This is a genomic window from Ruegeria sp. L12 (assembly GCF_056531745.1).
Genome location: NZ_JBQFMH010000017.1, coordinates 1 through 24,634 on the forward strand (window position 1 = coordinate 1; position 24,634 = coordinate 24,634).

The 24,634-nt window shown below is 54.8% G+C and carries 20 protein-coding genes; 9 read left to right on the plus strand and 11 right to left on the minus strand.

Translation table 11 applies throughout. The annotated features are described in order from the left end of the window. The 5 genes from ACR0K9_RS18940 to ACR0K9_RS18960 form a co-directional block, all read left to right on the plus strand. The coding region (locus ACR0K9_RS18940; protein WP_480825513.1) for a type 2 periplasmic-binding domain-containing protein at positions 1–815 on the plus strand (815 nt) is incomplete at its 5' end. A 52-nt stretch (positions 816–867) separates the two neighbouring features. Next, a complete protein-coding gene (locus ACR0K9_RS18945; protein ID WP_480825515.1) occupies positions 868–2,400 on the plus strand; it encodes a phospholipase D family protein in 1,533 nt (510 codons plus the stop codon). Positions 2,401–2,475: 75 nt separating this feature from the next. Beyond that, positions 2,476–3,903, plus strand: coding sequence for an alanine/glycine:cation symporter family protein (locus tag ACR0K9_RS18950; RefSeq protein WP_480581777.1), 1,428 nt, complete (start codon positions 2,476–2,478; stop codon positions 3,901–3,903). After that, entirely contained in the window at positions 3,887–4,828 is a 942-nt protein-coding gene (locus ACR0K9_RS18955; protein ID WP_480581775.1) for a glutaminase, read from the plus strand. Before ACR0K9_RS18950 ends, ACR0K9_RS18955 begins: the two co-directional genes overlap by 17 nt. 34 nt (positions 4,829–4,862) lie before the next feature. Then, positions 4,863–6,206 (plus strand): hypothetical protein, encoded by a 1,344-nt coding sequence (locus ACR0K9_RS18960; protein ID WP_480825517.1) that lies wholly within the window; start codon positions 4,863–4,865, stop codon positions 6,204–6,206. Positions 6,207–6,258: 52 nt separating this feature from the next. On the opposite strand, the gene ACR0K9_RS18965 is transcribed toward ACR0K9_RS18960, so the two are convergent. Together ACR0K9_RS18965 and ACR0K9_RS18970 are read right to left on the minus strand one after the other, a co-directional pair. Then, complete coding sequence (locus ACR0K9_RS18965; protein WP_480581770.1) at positions 6,259–6,942, minus strand: AIM24 family protein; 684 nt, start codon at positions 6,940–6,942, stop codon at positions 6,259–6,261. Position 6,943: 1 nt separating this feature from the next. Then, the gene (locus ACR0K9_RS18970) at positions 6,944–7,822 is read right to left on the minus strand and encodes a bestrophin-like domain (RefSeq protein WP_480581769.1); all 879 of its coding nucleotides are present in this window, start codon (positions 7,820–7,822) and stop codon (positions 6,944–6,946) included. On the opposite strand from ACR0K9_RS18970, the gene ACR0K9_RS18975 reads away from it, so the two are divergent. From ACR0K9_RS18975 to ACR0K9_RS18985, 3 genes are all read left to right on the plus strand, one after another. Then, on the plus strand, positions 7,803–8,750 hold the full coding sequence (locus ACR0K9_RS18975) for a TAXI family TRAP transporter solute-binding subunit (RefSeq protein ID WP_480825519.1): 948 nt from the start codon (positions 7,803–7,805) through the stop codon (positions 8,748–8,750). The genes ACR0K9_RS18970 and ACR0K9_RS18975 overlap by 20 nt on opposite strands. Before the next feature lie 236 nt (positions 8,751–8,986). Then, positions 8,987–10,318 carry a DUF3300 domain-containing protein gene (locus ACR0K9_RS18980; protein ID WP_480581765.1) on the plus strand — a complete coding sequence of 444 codons (1,332 nt, stop codon included), beginning with the start codon at positions 8,987–8,989 and terminating at the stop codon, positions 10,316–10,318. Position 10,319: 1 nt separating this feature from the next. Continuing rightward, entirely contained in the window at positions 10,320–11,210 is an 891-nt protein-coding gene (locus ACR0K9_RS18985; protein ID WP_480581763.1) for a DUF2950 family protein, read from the plus strand. A 243-nt stretch (positions 11,211–11,453) separates the two neighbouring features. Here ACR0K9_RS18985 and ACR0K9_RS18990 read toward each other — a convergent pair whose 3' ends face one another. From ACR0K9_RS18990 to ACR0K9_RS19015, 6 genes are all read right to left on the minus strand, one after another. Then, positions 11,454–11,738 (minus strand): hypothetical protein, encoded by a 285-nt coding sequence (locus tag ACR0K9_RS18990; protein ID WP_480825521.1) that lies wholly within the window; start codon positions 11,736–11,738, stop codon positions 11,454–11,456. Positions 11,739–11,828: 90 nt separating this feature from the next. Next, complete coding sequence (locus ACR0K9_RS18995; protein WP_480825523.1) at positions 11,829–13,493, minus strand: Na/Pi cotransporter family protein; 1,665 nt, start codon at positions 13,491–13,493, stop codon at positions 11,829–11,831. Positions 13,494–13,707: 214 nt separating this feature from the next. Continuing rightward, positions 13,708–15,060 (minus strand): (R)-1-hydroxy-2-aminoethylphosphonate ammonia-lyase, encoded by a 1,353-nt coding sequence (gene pbfA / locus ACR0K9_RS19000; protein WP_480825525.1) that lies wholly within the window; start codon positions 15,058–15,060, stop codon positions 13,708–13,710. A gap of 104 nt (positions 15,061–15,164) precedes the next feature. Further along, positions 15,165–16,628 (minus strand): phosphonoacetaldehyde dehydrogenase, encoded by a 1,464-nt coding sequence (gene phnY / locus ACR0K9_RS19005; RefSeq protein ID WP_480825527.1) that lies wholly within the window; start codon positions 16,626–16,628, stop codon positions 15,165–15,167. A 3-nt stretch (positions 16,629–16,631) separates the two neighbouring features. Beyond that, positions 16,632–17,876 carry a phosphonoacetate hydrolase gene (gene phnA, locus ACR0K9_RS19010; protein ID WP_170744501.1) on the minus strand — a complete coding sequence of 415 codons (1,245 nt, stop codon included), beginning with the start codon at positions 17,874–17,876 and terminating at the stop codon, positions 16,632–16,634. A gap of 20 nt (positions 17,877–17,896) precedes the next feature. Further along, positions 17,897–19,084, minus strand: a complete 1,188-nt coding sequence (locus tag ACR0K9_RS19015) for a 2-aminoethylphosphonate--pyruvate transaminase (protein WP_480536136.1) — start codon at positions 19,082–19,084, stop codon at positions 17,897–17,899. Between the two features lie 119 nt (positions 19,085–19,203). On the opposite strand from ACR0K9_RS19015, the gene ACR0K9_RS19020 reads away from it, so the two are divergent. Then, positions 19,204–20,088 carry a LysR substrate-binding domain-containing protein gene (locus tag ACR0K9_RS19020; protein WP_480536135.1) on the plus strand — a complete coding sequence of 295 codons (885 nt, stop codon included), beginning with the start codon at positions 19,204–19,206 and terminating at the stop codon, positions 20,086–20,088. Positions 20,089–20,120: 32 nt separating this feature from the next. Here ACR0K9_RS19020 and ACR0K9_RS19025 read toward each other — a convergent pair whose 3' ends face one another. The 3 genes from ACR0K9_RS19025 to ACR0K9_RS19035 all read right to left on the minus strand — a co-directional run bounded on the left by ACR0K9_RS19025 (position 20,121) and on the right by ACR0K9_RS19035 (position 24,406). Then, positions 20,121–22,142, minus strand: coding sequence for a putative 2-aminoethylphosphonate ABC transporter permease subunit (locus ACR0K9_RS19025; RefSeq protein ID WP_480825529.1), 2,022 nt, complete (start codon positions 22,140–22,142; stop codon positions 20,121–20,123). Beyond that, positions 22,139–23,254: a putative 2-aminoethylphosphonate ABC transporter ATP-binding protein gene (locus tag ACR0K9_RS19030; protein WP_480825531.1), complete on the minus strand. Its 1,116-nt coding sequence runs from the start codon at positions 23,252–23,254 to the stop codon at positions 22,139–22,141. The genes ACR0K9_RS19025 and ACR0K9_RS19030 overlap by 4 nt, the downstream gene beginning before the upstream one ends. Positions 23,255–23,386: 132 nt before the next feature. Next, positions 23,387–24,406 (minus strand): putative 2-aminoethylphosphonate ABC transporter substrate-binding protein, encoded by a 1,020-nt coding sequence (locus ACR0K9_RS19035; protein WP_170744496.1) that lies wholly within the window; start codon positions 24,404–24,406, stop codon positions 23,387–23,389. Positions 24,407–24,634: the final 228 nt, after the last annotated feature.

Sequence of the window (24,634 nt, forward strand, 5' to 3'; positions counted from 1 at the left end):
GCGTGTCCTGTCTTTCGATCACATCCGAGCGTGAAGAACGGGTGGACTTTTCTCATTCGTTTTTCGAGACGCACAAGGCCATCGGGATCAAGAAAGCCAGCTACCTCAGCTCTATTTGGCAGTTCCTGCTGAGCCCGCGCATTCTGACCGCAATCATCATCGTGCTGGGTGCAGCAGCACTGGTGGGCGGAGTGTTCTACCTGCTTGAGCACAAGATCAACGCAAAGCTCTACGCGATGAAATCGCGCGGCGGCAAGGTGATGGAGGCTTTGGTGATCGGCCTCCTGTTCGTGACGCGCGGTCCCATTCGCTATTACGAGTTCAAAACGCCGACGGCGCGGATACTTTCCGCTTTGTTGGCGGTTGGCAGCACAATCATGGTTGCTAGCATCACGGCCATTCTGGCCAGCGCATTCACACTGGAACAGATCCGATCCGAAATTCGTTCGCCCGACGATCTGGCTAAGGTGCGGGTTGCAACTTTGGCGGATTCAACGTCGGCAGAATACTTACAACGATCTGGCATTGCAGCGCGGACTTATGACACCCTGACCGAGGTAGTCACCAGCCTGGACACTGACCGCGTCGATGCGGTTGTCATGGATGCACCCGCCCTGAAATACGAAATCCTGCGCGGCCGCGAACAGGGCCGCTTCGAAAACCTCGAAGTGCTGCCCTACGAGTTCGAAGAACAGAACTATGCCTTCGCGCTGCTGGATGAAAGCCAATATGTCGAGGTTCTCAATCGCGCCCTGCTGTCTGTCCGCAAGAGCCCAGCATGGGATGCCGAAGTACGAAGGTATATCGGGAAGTGAGATCGACCGACCCCGCCGATTAGGGCTGGTGAATAAGGCTAAAGGAAGAAAAATGATGCCGAGAAAACTACTATGGGTATCGCTGGGACTGATCGCGCTGGCCGCCTGCTCGACGGGACCTCGTGAATTTGTTCAAACCCCGTCGCGTGCGGTCGAGACCCCGTCTAACAGCAGGTTGACGACTGCGGTGCGCAAACTGGGAGATCCGCGCGACGGGCGGTCGGGGGTCAAGCTGATTAGCAACGGCGAAGAGGCATTAGCCGCGCGTCTGGTGTTGGCGGCGCAAGCGGATGTGTCGATCGATGCGCAATACTACCTGCTGCACAACGACCTGACCGGGCAATTGTTTGCCCAAAGCCTGTTGGATGCGGCGGATCGCGGTGTGCGCGTGCGGCTGCTGCTCGATGACATGGACACATCCGGCTATGACGCGATGACGGCGGCGCTGGATTCTCATGAAAACATCGAGATCCGGCTATTCAACCCATTCTGGCGCGATCAGAGCCTGCTGGTTGCAGGTCTGACTGATTTCAAACGCATTAACCGGCGCATGCACAACAAATCCATAACGGCAGACAACACCGTTTCCATCGTGGGAGGCCGCAATGTGGGGGATGAGTATTTTCTGGCCAAGGAAGAGATGAACTATGCCGATTTGGATATCCTCGTGGCCGGGCCAGTGGTTAACGAGGTGTCCGATAATTTCGACGAATACTGGAATAGTGAATTTGCCGTTCCCGCTCATGCGGTGATTGGCGAACCCGAGACTCTGGGGTTGGCAGATGCCCGCGTGCGCCTGAATGCGCGTGTCGATGAAGCGCTGAAAACCCCGTATGCAGCGGCGGTCAAAAAAGCGGCGCAAGAGAACTTTACCCTTAAGACACTCAGGCTGAATTGGGTTCCGGCAAAACTGTATTCCGACCCGCCATCCAAGGCAGCCGGGGCCGATGCTGATCAGCCCATTCTGGCATCGCAAATGGTGCCCTATTTCCGGAACGCCGAAAGTTCGGTCAATATCGTGTCGGCCTATTTCGTCCCCCGTAAGAAAGGGGTCCAATGGCTGAGCGAGCTTGAGGGTCGTGGGGTCGAAGTGCGCGTTGTCACCAATTCGCTGGCGTCAAACGATGTGGCGCCGGTCTATGCCCATTATGCAAAGGAACGACGCGCGTTGTTGGACGGGGGCATCGAACTGTTTGAACTGCGCCCCGATTCCGACCAGGTCCATCAGAGGGGTGTGAACTGGGGTCAGTCGCGCGCGGGCCTTCACACCAAAGCCTTCACGATCGACGACCGTTATCTGTTTGTTGGCTCGTTCAACTGGGATCCGCGATCCGTCAATATCAACACGGAAATGGGCGTCTTGGTAGACTCTCCGGAATTGACGGCACGTGCGGTTCACGTGCTTGATGAAGCATTGCGGGAGAATACCTATTTCGTCCAGCTAGACGAGAATGACCGGGTTACTTGGAAATCCCTTCGCGAAGATGGAGCGATTTCGTTGTACCGAAGCGAACCAACTGGCAGCTTTTTCGACCATCTGAAGGCTGGAATTCTGGCGATCCTGCCAATCGGGTCGCAGCTGTAAATCCAACCGAACCATAAGACACGCCTGGCGACGACCAACAGGAGATTGAAGCTTTTGTTTAGATGAGGATTGAAGATGGAATTTTTTGTAGACGGCCTGAATGGCGTTCTCTGGAACTACGTCCTGATATACGGGCTGTTGGGTGCAGGCGTATATTTTACGATCCGGCTTGGGGCACCGCAGTTTAGGCACTTTGGCGAAATGCTGCGGGTCATAACTTCGGCGCCCAGCACCGACCAACGTGGCATAACACCGTTTCAGGCGTTGACGGTCAGCCTTGCGTCACGTGTCGGTACGGGAAATCTTGCCGGTGTCGCCGTGGCACTGACACTGGGCGGGCCGGGTGCCATCTTCTGGATGTGGATGGTCGCACTGGTTGGAATGGCCACCGCCTATTCCGAAAGCACGCTGGCGCAGCTTTACAAAGTGACGACAAAATCCGGCGAATATCGCGGCGGGCCCGCGTTCTATATCTCTAAAGGTCTGAATGCCCCCTGGGCAGGCGCTTTGTTTTCTGTCTGCCTGATTATCAGTTTTGGGCTGATATTTGTCGCCGTGCAATCCAACTCGATCGCGGAGGCCTTAAACGGAGCTTTTGGCATTGAAAAACTCTGGGTTGGTGTTTCGGTCGCCGCTGCTGCCGCTGTTGTCATTTTTGGTGGGATCAAGGCAATTGCGCGCGTTGCTGAAATTCTCGTTCCGTTCATGGCGTGCGGGTATCTACTGATTGCGATCATCGTGATGATCCTGAACATCACCGAAGTGCCAGCCCTGCTGTGGTTGATCGTTTCAAGCGCGTTGGGTCTGCAAGAGGCGACGGGCGGGATTGCGGGCGGCCTAATGGCTGCGATGCTCAATGGCATCAAACGGGGTCTGTTCTCGAACGAGGCTGGCATGGGGTCGGCTCCGAATATTGCCGCCGTTGCAACCCCGTCGCCGCACCATCCGTCAAGTCAGGGGCTTGTGCAGGCATTCGGGTGCTTTGTGGACACGATCCTTGTCTGCACTGCAACCGCGCTGTTGATCCTGCTGTCAGGTGTGATGAGTGGCAGTGAAGCTACGGGGATGCAATTGACCCAAAACGCGCTGGATGTTCATCTCGGACCTGTCGGCACGTATTTTATTGCGATTGCGATCATCTTCTTTGCATTCACGTCCATACTTGGCAACTATTCCTATGCTGAGAATGCGATGGTCTTTCTCGGCCTCGAGGGCAAAGCAGGTATCACCGCACTTCGCGCGGCCTGTCTGGGAATGGTTGTCTGGGGTGCGCTGCAGACGGTCGCGACGGTCTTTAACTTTGCCGATGCCGCTATGGGTGTGATGGCTGTTATCAACCTGACGGCAATCCTGCTGTTGTCCGGGACAGTATACCGACTGACCAAAGACTATTTCGGTCAGAGGAAAGCGGGACAGGAACCGGTCTTTGTTTATGAGGACTTCAATGGTTCAACCGATGGCGTATCCGAAAAAATCTGGAGCGAAGATGCCCAATCATCCTGACCCTTCCGAGATCCAGCACATTCTTGACGATATTCAGGTGCAAATGGCCGGAGATGCCAATCGTGGTGAGGTGGCAAGTTATATCCCCGAACTCGCGCGCGTACCGCTCAACCGTTTCGGGATCGCTGTTGCGCCACTGGATGGCCCCCCAATCACGGCCGGTGATGCGGAGCTGCCGTTTTCAATCCAGAGCATCTCGAAGGTGTTCGCGCTGGTTGTTGCGCTTGAACATGTTGGTGCCACGTTGTGGCGGCGCGTAGGGCGTGAACCCTCGGGTGATCCGTTCAACTCGATTGTTCAGCTTGAATTCGAACGCGGCAAACCGCGCAATCCGTTTATCAATCCCGGCGCAATCGTGGTGTCTGATGTGATCCTGGCCCATCAATCTGACGTGACAGCACCGCACCCGGTTCTGGATCTGTGCCGGCGGCTGGCAGACGCGCCTGACATATCTGTCGACGAAGAGGTCTTTGCATCCGAGGTCGCAACAGGCGACCGAAACCGGGCGCTGGCCTATTTCATGCAGGCAGAAGGCAACATCCAATCCGATGTGGTCGAAGTCACCGAACGCTATTTCCGGCAATGCAGCATCAATATGAGCTGCCTTCAACTTGCGACCGCCACGCGGTTCCTTGCAACAGGCGGCGTCGGACCAGTCGCAAAATCTGCGGGTGTCACGCCGGAACGTGCCCGTCGCATCAACGCCCTCATGATGACCTGCGGTTGCTATGACGCCTCAGGTGAGGTGGCTTTTCGAATAGGTCTGCCGTGTAAAAGCGGTGTCGGCGGAGGTATTGTCGCCATTGTCCCTGGGGTCGCTTCAATCACGGCCTGGAGTCCGGGGCTGGATGACAAGGGAAACTCGATATTGGCCACCAAGGCGATCGAACAATTGGCGCATAGATTAAATTGGTCGGTGTTTTGACCGGGGTTGAAGAACAAGGGGCAGGGGGGTGAACATGAATTTGAAGCGCGGTAGAGCCATAAGGCTGGTGCCTTTTTTGCTATTGTTCCTGCCAAATGTCACCTGGAGCGCAGAATATGAAGATCCCCCTGTTTTATCGGCGCAAGACGGGGCCAACAATATTCCCCTTGAGGCCAAGATTTATCGCGTGGAAGACCAAGTTCAGACTGATGGTTTCATGGCGACATACGTCATTGAAACCGAGTTCGGTCAGTTTTCAGCTTCGGGGCCCGGTATGCTCGCGGTTCGGCTGAACGAGATCAGAGCGCTTGCCGCGCTGGAGCATATGGAAACCGACGAGCGATTTGTTGAAGCAGCCCAGGATACAGCCGAAGACACGTTTGGAAATCTGCGCCAGCTGGTCAAGAAGCCAAAGGAAACTCTGAAAGGAGTCCCGGACGGTGTTGGTCGCTTTTTCAAGCGCACAGGAAGGTCCGCCAAAACGGGGCTGCAAAAACTGGGCGATACCCGGAATGGCCACCTACCTGGTGTTGATCCCGGCAGTGCATCTGCACTTCCCGGCGGCTCATCCGGGCAACAGGCGATACCAAACGACAGTCTTGCCGAAAGCGTGGCGCGCACCGGCGGAGATGTTGCCGTCAATATTCTTGGGTTTGACAAACAAAGGCGCCGTTTGGCCAAAGAACTGGGTGTTGATCCTTATACCACCAATCAGGCACTGGCGGACAAGCTGGATCAGGTTACCTGGGCTGCTTTTGCTGGTGGTCTTGGCGTCAACGTTCTGACCAGTCTTGTTCCTGGTGGGCTTGTCCTGACGTCTTCCTCGCGGCTCAGTGACTGGGTCTGGGATACGGCGCCCGGCGATCTTCGCGTCGGTGTCGAAGATAGTCTGTTGTCCATCGATGTTCCCCGCGAACAGGTCGATCGTTTCCTCCGCCACAGCTACTATACGCTCAGCATGCAGGTTGTGGTCGCAGATTCCTTGAAATCACTGGAGGGCGTGCAGGGCCGAGCCGAAATAATTCCTTTGGTTTTGAGCGTCGGATCGGAGGGTCAGGCCCGATTTCTGGTGCAGACGCTGGATATGCTCAGGACGTATCATCTCACCAGGACGTCATTGGCCGAACTGCGTGAGCAAGGTACCATTGTTGGCATCACAATTGACACAGGAACAGTGATCATGGCGCCGGTGGACCACCTGAGTTGGACGGCTGTACTTGATAACTTTGCGTCCAAAGTCGTAAGCAATGGTGATGTACCCGTTTCTTTGTATGTCTCAGGCGAGGTCTCCCGTATCGCAGGCGACAATCTTATGAAACTCGGATGGGATGTTGAGGATCACAGCTCGATTTCGCCAGAGGCCTATCCATTGCGGTAATCGGACAACCGAAGGTCATTTTGTCGGCCGCTACAAGACCAAGCGGGCCTTGCTACTCAAACAATGATCCACGAATATGATCGCCTCCGCTCATCTGGTTGTGCAGGTACTCGTTCCAATACGGTGTCCAGGAAACAAGGACCTTTCCCGAGCCTTCAAACAGCCTGAGCCGGGTCTGGCCAGAAATCAGGTTTCTGGGGAACCTTGCAGATCGTACGGACCGAAAGCGCAACCCGGACGTTCGGCCAAGAACCAGTCGTCCCTGAACCTTCAGCTCTCCGTCCGTTATGGATACCTCCTCGACCGGGCCGGGCGCGTTAATTGCCACTTTGCCTGCCCCGCGCAACCTGGTTTTCCAGGCAAGCAGACCATCACCTGCCCACCAGCTTGCAAGAAGCGGGTCGCGATGCAGACCAAGATTGACCGACGCTTCACTGGCCCAGTATTCGCCGGGCTCCAGGATCCACGTCTCGTTGGGTTGGACGTCGAACACATGAAAGCCTGCGAGGGACGGCTGCAGATATACTTTTCCCGTGCCCGAATAGTAGGGTCGTATACGGGACTCCCGTGTGAACATGCTCCGAAAAATATCACCTGGGCCGGGCAGTTTCGGAGTAAAAGAAACATCGCCGTGAAAGTTCGACAGGGCCCCACGTGCGGCTTGGACGGTTTCGTCTTCAAGCCCAATACATAATTGCCGCATCCCTTCGACATTCCTGACATCGAACCGAGCCATGTCAGAACCTCTCTCCGGGTGGTTCATCCCAGACCATGAGGCGGCTCCACAGAAGCTCAAAGGGCTCAGGCTGTAGTGCGGCTTGCCCTCGCAACGGACGATCAAGAGTGACAATGACGAAGAGTATGACACCAAGAAAAACAGCGGTGATGCTGCCCAGAACAATATGTTGGCGTACTCTGATCCGAAACATTGTCATCAACAGAACACTGATCCCAGCTCCAACCAGAACGGCCTGCCAAAGGACGTTCGGGATAGCGGTGCCCACACCAGCCAATCGCAATTGCCGGGCATCGGAGAAATCCTGAAACGACGAAATAACTTCGGTGTGAACAATTTGCTCTGATCGGGTTATCGGTGAGAACTCTGCCAGTTTCTGTCTGATGGATTCCGCGCGATTGTATCCACCATTCAGTATCCCACCTTGCCGGTGTGCCGGCCAATCACTGTGGATTGTATAAAGCACATAGTCCCTCAGGATAAGCTTCACCTCGCTCTGGTAAGGTTCGGGATAGACGTTCAATTGCGCATATAATGAACCCAGCGACGTCGCTTCCAGCAGAATGCTCTCTTTGGCCCGCTCCGAGTTCTGGTAGGCGGCGACGGTAAGAAGACCCAGCAACAAGCCGTAAAAAAGACTGAAACCAGACGTGACATAATTGATTGATGAGTTGAATTCGGGGCCGGTTCCCAGCAGAATTCGAAGAACGGGTTTGACGACAAACAACCCAATTGCCACCGCAGCCAGAGCCACGAGAACAAACCATATAGCCAGCCTGTCTGTAGGGATGTCGTAAACAAAATCAGGCATATCGAAGCGACTTGTTACAATTGCAGTGATAATACGATTGGTCCGAACAATGGTAAAACGCTTATTCACTCTTTTCTTGGCACTTTTCCCTTTATTGCCGTGCTCTGCAGCCGCTGAAGAGGTCAGAGTTTTTAGTATCGGGTCCGGGAGCGTATCTGGGAACTATTTCCCCGTTGCCCGAGCAATTTGCAATGTGTTTAACGCACGTGACGATTCTCGGCGCAGATGTAGCCCTGAACCGACTCCGGGAAGCGTCTACAATCTGACAATGATGAGGACCGGGGAGTTGGATTTTGCGATAGCGCAGTCCGACTGGCAAAAGGCGGCCTTCGACGGTACCGCAGTTTTCGCACAACAAGGCCCGATGAGTGATCTCCGTGTCGTATTGCCCCTGTTCAGCGAAGCCGTAACGATCCTCGCAGCGCCAGGTTCGGGTATTGAAACGATCCAAGACCTGCGCGGCAAGTCAGTGGATATCGGTCGATCCGCGTCGGGTCGGAATGCGACGATCCGAAAATTTCTGCAAGAGTTTGATCTTGAGCTGGACTTCTTCGGTTCAACCTATGAGCTTGAACCGAAGAACGCCTTGGACGAACTTTGCGAGGCCCGGATTGATGCGAGCATCTTCGTATTGGGGCACCCAAATGAACAGATCGGGCGTGTGCTGGCGAAGTGTGGCTTAACGCTGGTTCAGGTTGTCGGTCCAAGTGTTTCTTCGTTCCTGGAAAACAACCCGGTATATCAGAACGCGATGATAGACTTGGACCCGTATGGCTTTCCCGGACAGAAAGTGCAGACTGTATCTGTCATCGCTGCCCTTATTACGCGCGGAGAGGTTGAGAATTCCCTCGTGGCAGACTTGGCCGAAGCGATCAAAATGGAAGCTGCGAAGCTCACCGCTGAGCTTCCTGTTCTTGAGCCAGAGATGATCAGAGGAACAAGTTCTTCCGGGGGTGAAATTCCCAATCATCCCGGAGTGCTTTCTAACAGGAACTGAGGCGATAGTTGGCCTTTGTCGCTTCAATGCTTGCCTTCCTAGCTTGGTTGGAAAATGCATGAAGGCAAGGATCTGCCTTGACGATCGCGGTAAGTCAGCACCTGACTCATTGTCTTCCCCCCCAGTTTTTTTGAAAAAAGATCCGCGCATTTGTCCCGCTACGGCGATCCTTTTGCCCATTTGATTGCCAGAATCGGATTTTTGAGTGATCCTTTTAGAAATTGAAGGATCGCAATATGTTAAGATATCTAATTTTTGCGCTCGGTATTGGTGCATCTACTGCCCTGTTCGCACAAGAGGCATCCAATGACACCGCTGCGACTGATGATGCATCAGCGACTTCCGCCGACCTTTTAACTGACGCTGAGCTACAGACATTGGTCGCTCCGGTGGCTCTGTACCCCGACACATTGCTGATACAGATTTTTGTCGCCGCCACACAGCCGTTGGAGATTGTGAAGGCCGAGCGGTATCTGCTGGACAACGCTGAGCGCGATCCCGTTGAACTTGAGCCGGAAATCGAAGCGATGGGCTGGGATCCTTCCGTCAGTGTGTTGGCGACGGCATTCCCCGAAATCGTTGGTCAGATGGCAACCCATATCGATTGGACCGAGACAATGGGCACAGCCATGCTGGCCCAATCCGATGATGTGATGGATGCGGTTCAGGTCATGCGCGATCAGGCGATTGACAGCGGTGCCCTTGTTTCAGGGCCTGAGCAGACCGTCGAGGTGTCCAATGACGACACGGTAATCATCACCCCGACAGAACCCGAAACAGTGTACGTCCCACAATACAATCCTCAGACAGTCTATACCGGCCCGTCGACCGGAGACGTGGTGGGCGCGGCCCTGCTGACCTTTGGCACTGTGGCGCTGATTGACGAGATTTTTGACGATGACGATGACTGGTATGGCTACTGGGGATGCCGGAATTGCGGCGGGTGGGGCGGTGGCCCGATATACAGAAACCCGGACATCGACATAGACGTCGATGGCAACGTCAATATTGGCAATGAGATCGATCTGGGCGACCGTACCGGTATCGGATGGAACCCCAATCCAGACCGCCAACAAGAAGCCCGGGACAAGATTGCAGATCACAAAAGGCCGGAGGGTGGCCGCGGCGACCTGCCCGTCAATCGCCCCGAAGGTCGAACTGATGAACTCCGCGCGAAACTAAGCCGAGAATCCGGTGCTGCAGACATTAGCCGCGACGGCGCGGCGGCAGTTGCCGCCGGTGCAGGGGCAGGGGCAATCGCAGGCGGTGCTCTAGCAAATCGGGGTGGTGGGGACAAATCCCTGCCGCAGGTGAACCGCGGTAACGTCGATCGGGACAAGGCCGCAGCCAAGCAGCAGGCCATTGACCGCACCAAACGGCCGGATGCGGCGAAGAAGACTGTAAAAAAGAAGCCGCAAGCCGCCAAGAAACCACAGGCAAAAAAGGCAGCGGCTCAGCGCAAGCCCGCAGCGTCCAAAGGTAACGCGATGAAGAAAAAATCGTCAGGCGGCAAAGCCCGCAAGGCGTCCAATCGTGGGCACGCTGCCAAAGGCAAGAGGAGACGGTAAAATGCGTAAATCGGTTCTTTCTATTACACTTCTTGCCATGGCGACCGGACCGGCATTGTCAGACAGTGCTCTTTTCGAAACTCCGCAAACCGCATTGGACGCTTTTGTCCAAGCCCTAAAGGCCGACGACCAGAACAAGTTACTCGAGATATTCGGACCCGAGGCCGAAGATTTGATCGGAACGGGCGATCCAGCGGAAGATCAGCAAAGACGGCGGGACGTGCTTGGCATGTACGCTGAAGGATATCGCTTTCAGCCCGAGAATGATGGGGTCGTCCTTCTGCTGGGCGAAGACAGTTGGCCCTTTCCAATTCCAATACTGCAAGGCGAGACCGGCTGGCGATTTGATTTAGAGGCCGGGATTGAAGAGCTTTCGGCACGTGAAATCGGTTTGAACGAACTGGACGTGATCGAAACGCTTGAGGCCTATGTTGATCTACAGGCAGCGTTCCGTCTCGTGGATCACAATGGTGATGGCGTCATGGAGTTTGCCCGGACCATCATATCGGATCCCGGTGAGCGAAACGGCCTCTTCTGGCCGGATGAAGACAGTTTTGTCGGAGCAGCACTTGCCCGCGCCGCCGCCTCGGGGTGGAGCGACGGTGAGGCCGATTACGAACCCGAACCGTTCCTCGGGTATTACTTCACAATTTTGCAGGGGCAGGGGCAGAATGCTCCTGGCGGAGCATATTCCTACTTTGTAGGCGATCGGTTCGTCGCGGGACACGCCTTGCTTGCGGTGCCTTCGGATTACGGAGAAACAGGTATCCACTCATTTTTAGTGGGCGAAAACGGTATAGTCTACGAGGCGGATTTCGGTCCGGATACACTCGATATTATTGCTGACATCTCGACTTACGATCCCGATGCGAATTGGTCACCAGTCGAGTGAGTGTCTGGTGCTCGCGATTTTTCCAAATAGAAAGGATTCCGATTTGGGGGCATCCTCGGCGTATGAAGACCAGAGTGGCGGCTGCTGTTCCGTACACTTTCTGCGCCGTGAAACATTCTTTCAATTTCATGTTGGGGTAGCAGCGGACCCTTAGTTTCCCTCATGCAAACGTCTACATTGATGGAGAATTTGCACTTCGGATGTGAATCCACCCCGTCTTCAGAATTTGGTGCGTAAGCGAAATTATGGTAAATAAAATGGTTCGGCCCTTTGGGTCTTGCTACTTTCGGTTCCATCCTTATTTTTGGAGGTTGGCTCACTTTGTTTTGATTGAGTTGAGGGAGTGTCGAAGAATCGGAGTTCAAAGTGGCAATCAACGGGCTTCGCTGGTTCGAAGCCACCCGCCTGAGACCGTCTATTAGCAAGGCTTTTAAAAAAGCCTGACAATCCTGAGACAAACTGAAGTATGCGAACGGAATTACTTGTACCTATTTCCTTGTTTCCATCTTCTGATTTGACTTTTTTCATTGAAACTGACTCCTGTGTCAGACCGCCTTACCGATAGTAACACGATTTCGTCGTCCAAGTGCTTAATAAAGTACTCCATTCGGCAACTCGTTAGTCAGCAATCTCGGTGATTAATCGTGTCTCAAGCAACTGACCATTCCGGTACAGGACCGGGTAGGCGATCGAAGCGATGTGGCTGTTGAATTCCCGGAATGCCCGTAAAGTCTCCAGATGAATGTCGCTGGTCTCGAAGCTTTCCGTTGTGCCGTGCTGCAGTCGGCGTAGGTGTCGTTTGCGGCTGTCCCGCTCCACGCGTTTGATTTCGGTTTTTTCAAGGCTGAGAAGCCGGGCGCTTTCCAGATCGTCCGAAATCAGCACATTCGATGCCAGTTTCATATTGGCCAGAATTCCCTCGTGCATCTGAACAAGTTCCGACCAGCCTTCCTGCGAAAAACTTGATCCCTTTGCGCGCATTTCGCCGGCCAAAACTGTCAGGCGTTTGGCGACAACATCCCCTGCCGTTTCAAGCCGGATCGCAAATTCCATTAAATCGCGCGCGGTTTTTGCATCCCGTTTTTCATATAGCTCTGAGGGCATCGCAGCGATAAAGGCTCGAATATCGGAAAGGCATCTGTTTACGTCCTCGTCAATAGCCTGTACCGAGCGGATCTGTTCCTTGTCTCCACTGCGGTACAGTTCCAGGACAGGACGGAACATGGTTTCGAGAAAGTCACTCATCCGCAGAAGCTCACGCTTGAGGCTCGGCATGGCCTGGCTCGGGTTAGCCACGTTTTCCATGTCCAGTGCGCAGGTCAGGCGCGCAGGTCGGGGTTCCTTTTCTTTCTTCTGGTCGGGCAAGAGCCTATCGAACAAGCCCTCCACGCGTCCGCAAATCGGAAGAGCCAGAACCAGAAGCGACAGGTTGAATGCAAGATGTACGTTAACCAGCATCTGGCCCCCTTGCGGGTCGCCCAACAGCCCGGTCCGCAAGGCGAAGTTAGCCGCAAACAATGTCACTAATGCCCAACTGCCCCGTAGCGCCAGATTGGCATAGGGTATACGCCGGGCGGTCACGGGCATCCCTCGCGTCAGCCAGACCGGTATGAAGGCTGAGCCGAAATTCGCGCCAAAGACCAATGACATACCGGCGGCGAACGGGATTGCGCCAATCTGCACAAGCGTCACGCACATAAGGATGGCTGCGACCGAAGAATGCATGACAAAGGCCAGCGCACCTCCGACAAGGAAGGCGGTAATATAGTCCCGGGCCAAATAGTCGGCTACGGCGGGTAGAAATGCGCTGTCGCGAATGGGGTCCATCGCTTCGCGCAGGAACCTGAGCGAGATCAGGATAAAGGCAACACCCATCAGGATACGCCCCAACTGCCGGGCTTTTTTAACCTCGGTCTTGACGAACAGATAGCCGCCAACGGCCAGCAGCAACGGAACAAGCCAGTCCAGTTTGAACGAAAGAATTTGAATGATCAGTGCCGATCCCAGATCGCCACCCAGCACAATGGCCAGCCCAGCCGGAAAGCTCAGCAATCCGCTGGCAGCAAAACCGGAGCTTAACAGAGCTACCGCCGCCGAGCTTTGCAGCACCATCGCCATCACCACGCCCACCAGTGAAGCTTGCACGTAACTGCGTTGTTGCGTCATCACCCGCTGGAACGACGCGCCGTAGCTGCGTTCTATCCCGGTACGCACCATGCGGACCGCGTACAGCAGCAGCATGGTGGCCCCGGCCAGGCTGATCAGGAAGGTGACGATCGCCATACTTCACTCCGACTTCAATATAGGCTCAGTTCACCGCAGCTCTTGTGCGATAATCTGCAAGTAGCTTTTACTTTTTTGACCACGGCGTTAGAGACGTCGGTTTCAATCAACTTCGCGGTGAGCGCTCGCGCCGTGTCATCCGCGTCAGGGTTTGATCGGTTTGGACGGTGCTCCCCCGCGCTAGAGTTTTGCACGGCGTATGCGGACCGACCGGTTAAACCTCGTCTTCAATCGCAGCAACCACGACATCGATTGCCCGGTCTAGTTCACCTTTCGAAATTGTCAGCGGCGGCGACAGGGTCAGAACGCACCCCTGGCTGATCTTGTAGCTCAGCCCCGCTTCGAGACAGGCATAATAGATCCGTTCCGCGCGGGTATTTCCCGGTGTCTTGGTAACACGGTCTTCGACGATCTCGATCCCGAACATAAGGCCACGGCCCCGAATGTCGCCAACGATGGGAACGTTTTGCAATGTCTCCATAAGTCGGCATATTGCGTGTTCGCCCAACTCCGACGCCTGTTCGACCAATCCCTCATCCTCAATGATCTGCAGCGTGGTTAATGCGGCGCGCGCGGTGACAGGGTTCTTTTCGTGAGTGTAGTGCCCGATGGCAAAATCACCGCAAACATCCAGATTCTTGCGGGCGATGCAGGCGGCGATGGGGAGGATACCTCCGCCCAGTGATTTGCCGATGGTGACAATGTCGGGAACGATCTCGTCATGTTGGAACGAGAACATCTGCCCGGTCTTACCCAACCCCGTCGGAATCTCGTCCAGGATCAGCAATGCACCATGGCGGTCGCAGATTTCGCGCACCCGTTTCCAGAAACCCGGCGGTGGCACAATGGGGACGGCGCGCATCGCTTCGGCCACTACGGCGCAGATGTCACCTTCGCGCTCCAGCACATAGTCGATCATGTTGGCGCAGGCTTCGGCGCTGGCCTCAAGCGTTGTGTGCCCATAAGGGCAGCGGGTGGGGTGGAAGGGGGCCACATGCTCGGTTCCCGGCAAAAGTGGCCCGGCAATATGGCTGCGGAACGTGGCCTCGCCGCCAATGCTTGCTGCGCCAAAACCGGCACCATGGAAGGCGTCCCAGAAGCTGAGCGTCTTGAAGCGGCCCGTAGCGGCGCGCGCGATCTTGAGCGCGACTTCATTAGCGTCCGAGCCGCCGGTGGTGAAAAGTATCTTGCCCAGATCACCGGGGGTGATAGCGACCAATTTTTCGGCCAGGTCCACCGCCGGGTCATTGGTGAAGCGGCGCGGGGCAAAGGGCAGGTCGTCCAGCTGATCCTTGATCGCTTGCACCAACCGGGGATGGCCATAACCGATGTGATGCACCGAATTGCCGTGGAAATCCATATAGCGGCGGCCATCGAGGTCCTCGATCCAGATCCCTTCTGCCTTGGCAATCGTGCTGACGCAGGGGCTGGACAAGGATTGATGCAGGAACACATCCGCGTCGCGTTTTAACAGTGGCGAAGATTTGGGGCCGATAGACTTCTTCAGCCAGGTTTTGCGGGCTTCCGAAGTATTCGATTCCCCTTCGGTATGGACAATCTGTGGCATATCCGGTTCTCGCTGTCGCTTCGTAAAAGTTGCGGACCCCGAAAGGTCCGCCAGTAGGGGGAGGAATTTTGAAGCCCCGCCCGCTAACGGGAAGGGCAGGAATGTCAGCCGGGCCAGGGCAGGGAATAGGTCTTGACGTTGGTAAAGAACTTCATTGCTTCGATGACGCCTTCTTTGACGCCGTTACCGCTGTCCTTAATGCCGCCGAAGGGGGACATTTCGATGCGGTATCCGGGCTGTTCCCAGATGTTACAGGTGCCAACATCTAACCCGTTGATAAAGGCAATCGCGCGATTCAGATCGTTGGTGCAGACGCCCGAAGACAGACCAAACTCGGTCGAGTTTGAAATCGCCATAACCTCTTCATCATTGTCGGGCACACGCACAATGGGGACTATCGGGCCAAAGGTTTCCTCCATCACTAATTCGCTGTCATGGGGTACTTTATCGACTACGATGGGTGGCAGTAGCGCGCCCTGACGACCTGGGTGGTAGAGGATTACTGCGCCCTCTTTCTCGGCCTGATAGACACGATTTTCAAAGACTTCTGCCGCCTTGTCGTGGATCACGCAGCCCAGCTCGGTTTCGGGATCCTGCGGATCGCCGAACTTAATCTTCTTGGCTTTTTCCAAAACCAGCGGCACAAACTTGTCCGCCACGCTTTCCTGCACCAAAATGCGCTTGACCGCCGTACAGCGTTGGCCCGAGTTGCCCGTCGCGCCCGCAACCGCAATTGTTGCCGCCTTGTCCAGATCCGCGTCGCTGAGATCATTGAGAATAATTAGGGGGTCATTGCCGCCGAGTTCCAGAGCCTGGCGTTTGTAGACACCCTTTTCGGCGATCATCTTGCCGACCGGTACACCGCCGGTGAAGGTAATGATGTCGATGTGATCGTTGGTGATCATTTCATCACCGATGTCGCCGGGCCAGCCCGTGACAACCTGGAACATCTCCGGCGGCAGCCCCGCTTCATAGAGAATGTCAGCTAAAGTCAGCGCTGTCAGCGGGGTCAGTTCCGTCGGTTTGCAGACCATGCAGTTATTGGTCGCAATAGATGGAGCAATTTTGTGGCTGACCATGTTCAGCGGGTGGTTGAATGGCGTGATCGCACTGATCGCGTTTACGGGTTCTCGCGTCGTGAAAATCTTGCGGGCTTTGCCGTTGTGGGTCAGATCGCACGAAAATATCTCGCCGTCGTCTTTCAGCGCTTCGGCGGCGGCAAACTGATAGACGTCCTGCGCGCGCTTGGTTTCATAGATTGCGTGCTGATGGCAAATGCCAAGTTCCAGCGTCAGCCATTTGGCCAGATACTCACGCTTTTCTCCGATCAGTTCTCCCGCGCGCTGCAGGATCTGGCTGCGTTCATAACGGGTGAGTTTCGGCTTGTAGTTCGCCGCAATCTCGAAGGCCTTGCGTGCATGTTCAGCGGTTCCGGCCGGTACATGACCCACCACCTCGTTGGTATAGGGATACAGCACCGGAACGGTTTCGTCAGTGAATACAACTTCACCACCGATCCGCATCCCTTCGTTTCGTACTTCGATGTTCGACATGGTTTGATCTTTCATGACTTACTGTGCCGCCGCTGTGGTTGCGTAAAAAAAGGCGTCGAAGTTGCGTAAAACCGGCTGGTTCGGCAGGTCAATGACACGGTTCACGATGAACGGAACCTCTTGTTCGGTCAAACCGCCATGGCTGCGCAGCGGTTCTTTCAGGGCCGCCAGATCATGGCGGTGCTCTGATGTGCCAATGCAGATGTTCTCGCCAGAAACCATCACGATGTCGCCAATCCGGTCGCCCGGCAGTTCGAATTGCTCAATGGCCTCGGCCTTGGTCAGCACATGGGTTATACCTTCGGTTGCCCTGAGTTTGGCAATGATGTTGTCCTGATCTGCGCCTTCGGGCAGATAGGCCGTCGCGAACGAGCCCAACGCACCGTGATGCACCACGTACGGGTCGGTGATCGGCAGGATGACGCGCGCTGCGTCCTTACCAAGCCATTCATCCATCAGATCCTGTGCGTAGACAACGGCGGGGGACCCATCAGCTAGGTGCTTTGGCTTCATGCCATGATCGGCGGTCACAACGATGGCGGCACCCAGTTCGTCAAGCTCGCCCAGATAGCGGTCAAACATGGCATAGAAATCAAGCGCACCTTGCTGTTCAGGCGCAAACTTGTGCTGAATATAGTCGGTGGTTGACAGATACATCACGTCGGGCTTGAACTCTTTCAGCAGCTTGACGCCGGCGGCGAATACAAACTCGGACAGTTCGGCCGAATAGACCTCTGGGACGTCCATGCCCAGCCATTTGCTTGCATTGTCGATCCCGTGTTCGGCTAAAGTCGTCTCGCCCGAGCGTTCCGAAGAAAAGGCAACGGCGCGTCCTTCGTCAAATTTCAACCCGGCACCGAGCAAGGCGCGCAGCTTGTCCTTGGCGGTAACCATGGCGACGCGGAACCCAGCATCGTAGAATTGCGAGAAAATGGTCGGCGCGCGCAGGAACCGCACGTCGTTCATCATGACCTCTTCGCCGCTGTCAGGGTCGATCAAATAGTTGCCGCAGATACCATGCACGATAGGCGGCCGGCCGGTGGCGATCGACAGGTTGTTGGGGTTGGTGAAGGAAGGGATCACAGAATGGGCCAACCGGTCGGTACCGGTCTCGCGCATCCGCTTAAGGTTGGGCATCAGACCCTTGGCTATTGCGACTTCCAGATATTCCGGCTCGCACCCATCAAGGCAGATGGCGATTGCGGGCACTTTCGGCGTCGGATAGACGCGTTCGTTTGCTTCAACGGGTGTTTGGATGGTCATCTTATTATGTTCCTTGATAGTTAAGCTGCCAGTTTGGCGCGTTCTTCCAATGCCCGGAGGGGCGGTGCAGCGCTTGTGACACCCATCTCCTCCAATGATTCCTTTGCTGCGGTCACAACTTTACGCATGACGTGTTCGTCCATTTGGCCGATACATCCGACACGGAAACTGTCGACCACTGTCAGCTTGCCCGGGTAGATGATGAAACCCTTAGATTTCATAAGGGTATAGAACTGATCGAATACGAAGTTTTCGTCCGCCGGGCAGAAAAAGGTGACGATAATTGGGCTGAGCCAGCGATTGTCCAGCAGTGTTTCAAAGCCCAACTCGCGCATGCCGGCGACCATGACATCACGGTTGCGGGTATAGCGCTCGCCGCGGCCTGGTACGCCCCCTTCGGCGGAGTGCGCCCTGAGTGCCTCAATGAACGCCGCCACCACATGGGTCGGAGGGGTGAACCGCCACTGACCGGTCTTGTTCATATGTGCCCATTGCGCATGAACATCCAGCGACAAAGAATGGCTGTTGCCCTCGGCCGTCTCAAGTTCGGACTTGCGGGCGACGATGAAGCCGAATCCTGGTACACCTTCGATACATTTGTTGGCCGAGGACACCATCGCCTCATACCTGACCTCGCTTGGTTTTAACTCGATCGCACCGAAAGCTGACATTGAGTCAATCAGAAGCTTACGCCCGGCGGCATAGGTCGCCTCGGAAATCTCTTCGACGGGGTTCAGAATGCCCGAGGAGGTTTCGCAATGGATCGCTACTACATGTGTGATCTCAGGATCTTTAGCCAGAATCTCTGCCACTTCGCTGCCCCGGGGGGGCAGGTAATCACCCTTGTCCAGCACCACATGATCGCGTCCCAGATATACCAGCGTTTGCGCCGAGCGCTGGCCATACGCTCCGTTTGCCAGCACCAGCGCTTTGCCATCGCGCGGAATGAATGACGCAAGCATCGCTTCGACCGAAAACGAACCACTGCCCTGCATCGGGACGCAGTCAAAATCATCGGCGCCCACGCCCAATAGCGCGAGCAGGCTTGTCCGCAGCTCTTGCGTCATGGCACGAAAATCGTCATCCCAACTGCCCCAATCCTTTAGCATGGCTTCTTTTACGGCATAGGATGTCGTCAAAGGACCGGGTGTCAGAAGGTAAGGTTCACCAAGGCGCGGTTGTTCGATTTTGGGAATGGAAGGCGTCATTACCAGGCTCCAGAAAGGTATTTTCAAGAACACAATTGCAGCAAATGTTGCTATATGTGAAATTGCAAATATCAATCTAATTATAAGCACAGCCTATGATCTGATTTCGGAGTACTACTATGCGGCACAGCCAGCTCAAGGCCTTTCATTTTGTAGCCAAGCATGGCGGATTTTCGCGTGCTGCAGAGGCTCTTTTTCTGACGCAACCGGCAATTTCGGAACAGGTGCGAAAGCTGGAACAGGATCATGATCTGTTGTTGTTCCAACGCGAGCGCAAACGTGTGACTTTGACACCCGACGGTGAGCAGCTTTACCGATATACGAAGCAATATTTCGAGATCGAAGGTCAGATCGAGGATTACCTATCCGAGACTAAGGCCGTGGTCGATGGGGAGTTGCGCATCATCGCCGACTCTGCACACCACATGACAGCCTTTCTGGGGCCTTTTCAAAAGAAAAACCCGAATGTCACGATCACCGTACGCTCGGGGAATAGCGAAGAGATCCTGGAAGAGCTCAGGGCTTACAACGCGGAAATTGGCGTAGTGGGCAGCCTGTCTCCCGGCAAGGATATGGATGTCTTAAGTCTTGGTTCCACAGAGATCGTGGCCTTTGCCGCACAGAGTGTTCTTTTGGCGTCGAAGCCGACACTGTCTCTGGAAGAGCTATCAAATCTACCGTTAATTTTCCGCGAAACGGGATCAAAAACGCGCCAGAAACTTGAAGACGAGGCCAAAAAACACGGGATAACGTTGAAACCCGCGATTGTAGCTGAGGGGCGCGAAGCGATACGGGAGCTTGTGGCCTCGGGTGCAGGTATCGGTTTTGTCTCGCAGGCGGAATATGGTCATGATGACCGTCTCCGGCAAATCAAACTTAAAGGCATCAACCTGCAGATGGGCGAGAGCATTATATCTCTGTCTCAGAGGCGCGAAGTGAAGATCATCCGCGCCTTCACAGAGTTTGCGCAACGTACCTTGGAAGAAAACCCCGCCAACGATTGATTGGCGGGGCTTGGTATCAGCAGGAGTGGCCGTCAGCGACTGCGCCAGGCCTGAGTGCGTTTCAATATCCCTTTGGACGCAATCAGGTGAATGATCCGGGCCGCAGCATTGGTGTAAAAGATCATCATGCCCATCGCCGCAGCTGGTGCAATATCCCCGGCATCATCCATGTTCAGCACAGCGATAGACGCGAGCGTCGTTTTAGGCGAGTAGAGGAACACGACCGCTGACACAGTCGTCATTGCATTAACGAACAGATAAATGGATATGTCCAAAACTGCTGGCAGGCAAACTGGAACCGTTACACGCGCAAACAGTTTCATCGTCGGCTGTTTGAGCGAGGCCGAAACTGACTCGAACTCGCGGTCCATTTGTTTCAGCGCGGTCACCGCCGTCAGGTGCGATACAGTGTAAAAGTGCGTCACTGTACAGATCACCAGTATTGCCATGGTGCCGTAGATGCCGTTCAAGGGGTTTGAAGGGTTGTTGAAGAAGAAGATGTAGGACAGCCCCAGCACCATACCAGGAATTGCCATCGGCAACATCGCGAACATCTGAAAAATCGACCTTCCGGTGCGGAACCCTTGCGATTTTTCGACCAGATAGGCACCGAAGAACACAACGGTTGTGCCAATCACTGCGGTCAGCAAGGCCAACCGGATCGAATTGAAATACGATCCCCATCCACCGCCATCCATCTTGTCGAACTGATAGTTCCGCAGGCTCAGGCTCAGGTCATAGGGCCAGAACTTGATCAGCGCCGCGAACTGGCACACCGCCAGAAGGCCGACAATGAACAGGCCGATCAGGCTGCAATAAATCAGGAACAGCCGGTCCGCTTTTGGGTTTGGGGTTGCCTGGTACGGCACCGACCGTGCGGACAGCAGCGCAACCTGTTTGGACTGAACCATACGGTCAATGGCAAAGGCCAGGATTGCCGGGATCACCAGAACCACTGACACAACCGCGCCCATCTCAAAGTTCTGCTGGCCGATCACCTGCTTGTAGATATCCACCGCAAGCACGTTGAACTGTCCGCCGATGACTTTAGGCAGGCCGAAATCGGTAATCACCAGATTGAACACCACAAAGGCGGCTGAGATCAGACCATAGCGGGCACCCGGAACGGTGACCGTCCAGAACGTGCGCCAAGGGGTTGATCGCAAGCTAGCAGCGGCCTCATAAAGCCGGGCATCCGAAATCGCGAGCGCTGTTGAAATAATCAGGAAGGCGTGTGGGAAGGTGAAAAACACTGATCCGATCACAATGCCGATCGGGCCATAGATACTTGCACCGAACAATAGTTCCTTGATCATGCCCTGATTGCCGAACAGGTATACCAAAGCGATACCCGGCAAGAGCGAGGGGACAAGGATCGGTGCCATCGCGATCAGGCGAAATACACCTTTGAACCGCATACAGCTGCGATTGAGCGCATAGGCAAACCAAAAGGCCAGCGTTACTGTTACGATGGTACTTACGACGGATATCCAAAGCGAGTTCTTGATCGAATTGAACAGCGCAGGTGTCGAGAAGTAGTTTACAAAGTTGTCCAGGCCCCGTGATTGAACGGGCCGCAACTGAACCCGGCGGAAGGTGTTGGAATCAAGCTCGATCCAGTCGGTACCGTCCTGCAGAGTTGATCCGACCAGAAAGCGCCCGGAGTCGCTTGTGTTACGGATCTGATACATGACCGGGCTGCGGAAGCTGAAATCCGGGAACAAACCTGTCACAGGCAAGCGCCCGTCCGAGCCTGTCACAAGATCGGTGTCGGCGAATACCTCGGTTTGCCGGTTCAGCGCATCTCCGGACAGAATTGTGCCGTCAAAAACGCCCGCCTCGTCGCTGACCTGAAACTCGTATTGCGACAGTTCCACTCGATAGGTGGAAAACGACTTGGAAAGCATTGTGTAAAGCGGCAGCGCCAGAGTCACGATCAGGTAGAGCACGATGACCATCATGCTGCCACGCATCAGCAAATCGTCACGGCTGAGCTTCGGCTTGATATCCGGTCCGGGGGGCAGCGTACCAGTATTTGTGGAAATCGTGCTCATGCCTCGGTCTCCACAACATCAAACGCCATCAGACGGTTTTCAGGAAGCTCAATCACCATGCTGCACCCCTCTTCCAGCTCAAGACGGCGCACAGCATTGATCGAAAAATCAGCAATCAGTTCTGATGACCCGAACCGCTCGTTGCTTAGACGGCAGCGCCAGAACGAGCCTAGGAACTCCATCTCATCAAGTGTCACTTCGATGCAGTTGCGGTTTCCGCCGGTATCCAGATACCCAGCTTCATGAGGAATTACGTCTTCCGGCCTGATTGCTGCAACAACCGGTGTTCCATCGTTGAACTGATGACCCAGGCAGGCAAAGGTTTTTTCACCAACGCTCAACCGCCCGCCCTTCGTAACTTGAGACTTAATCTGATTCATTTCGCCAATAAAATCGGCCACAAACAGGTTGGCCGGTTCCCGGTAGATTTCTGTGGGTGAACCCACTTGCTCAATAACCCCATGATTCATGACCACGATACGATCAGCCATGGCCAACGCCTCTTCCTGATCATGAGTCACCATCACGGTGGTCACGCCCAGCTTGCGCTGCAATTCCTTGATTTCGTGCCGCAAATGGACACGTACCTTGGCATCCAGCGCCGACAGAGGTTCGTCCAGCAGCAATAATCCGGGCTTGGTAGCAATCGCGCGCGCCAGTGCAATCCTTTGCTGTTGCCCGCCCGACAATTGCGCAGGGTATTTTTTACCCTGATCGGGAAGGCCAACCAGATGCAGCAACTCGTTCACACGGACCGCAATTTCAGATTTGCTGCGGCCCGAGTTTTCCAGACCAAAAGCGATGTTCTTCTCAATTGTGAGGTTGGGAAATAGCGCATAGGACTGGAATACGATCCCAAAGTCACGCTCGGATGGGGGTAGGTTGGACACGTCCATACCGTCCTGCATGACCGTACCTTTGGTTTGCAGGTCCAAACCTGCAATGGCACGCAGCAGAGTTGTTTTTCCACATCCTGACGGGCCTAGAAAGCAGACAAACTCACCTTCGTTAATTTCCAGCGAAATATCCTTGAGTGCAAGAAAGCTGCCAAAGGCTTTCCACAGGTTTTGGATACTGAGATACAGTTCACCGGGTGGCGTTTTCTGAAGCACGGGAGAAGTCCTCATATCTGCACCTCGGGCACGGCCGTACCTGGCCGGTCTGAACCGGGTGAGTAGGTTGTATTGTTGGGAACAAGAGTGTGGTGCGCAGGAGAGGCATGATCGCCCCTCCTGCGAATGGGATTACTTCGCTTCCGACTTTCCGTCATAGCGAGACTGCCATTCCTTCAGAATCGCCGCGCGATTGTTGGCGGCAAACTCAAAATCATTGTCAATCATGGCATCCAAAAGGCCCTCTGGGAAGTGCTCGACCGGCTTTGCGACGCCGGGATAGGCCACAACCGCATAACCGCTGTTGTACATCTCGTTGGCTTCCTTGGTGACCGTGAAATCAACCAGTTTCTGAGCAGCTTCCAGATTTCCTGTGCCGGCAACAATTGCGGTTGCTTCCATGTCCCAGCCGACGCCCTCAGAAGGCACGATGATTTCAAGCGGGGCGCCGTCCGCTTTGGATTTGGCACCGCGGAAAGCAAACGAGATGCCGATCGGGATTTCGCCCGCAGCCGCCAGTTTGCAGGGCTTCGAACCCGAATGGGTATATCGCGCGATGTTTTCGTGCAGCGCATCCATGTATTCCCAGCCGCCGTCTTCACCAAACATCTGCAGCCAGCTTGAAACATCAAGGAAACCAGTACCTGATGAGTTCGGGTTCGGCATGATTACCTGATCCTTGTACATTGGATCGGTAAGGTCCTTCCATGACGTTGGCGGCGTCAGCCCAGCCTTTTCGGCCTCGACTGTATTGTAGCAAACCGACGCAACCCAAGCATCCATGCCAACCCAGGCGGGAGGATTGTCGCCGTCAACAAACTTGACATCAAGTTCTTCAACGCCAACCGGTGCGTAGGGTTCCAGCATGCCTTCGGATTTCAGCAGCAGCAGCGACGTGGCCGCCAGCCCCCAGACGACGTCTGCCTGAGGGTTGTCCCGCTCCGCCAGCAATTTGGCGGTAATGATACCGGTCGAGTCACGAACCCAGTTAATTTTGATATCAGGGTTGCTTTGGTTAAACGTCTCGGCATATCGGGCCAGATCTTCGGCCTCGACGGCGGTATAAACGGTCAGTTCTGTCTCTGATGCCGCTGCCGTTGCAGTCAGTGTGCCGATGGCGAGAGCGGTTAGAAGTGATGTTGTGTGTCTCATTGTCATCCTCTGTTGGTGATTTATTAGACAGGTTCGCCATTCTCGTGCGGCGTTCTCATTCAGATTAGTACCGACAGTTTGACAGATTAAAATTTCAAGAAAAATCGATTATACCTTCAACGTTATAAGTTTGTCCTATGGATAAGAATACTATTTTCCGCAAAGCATTTACGATAGATTTTGGTTTCGCAGCAGCAGGTCTTCAACGTTTAAAATCGCGGGTTTGCA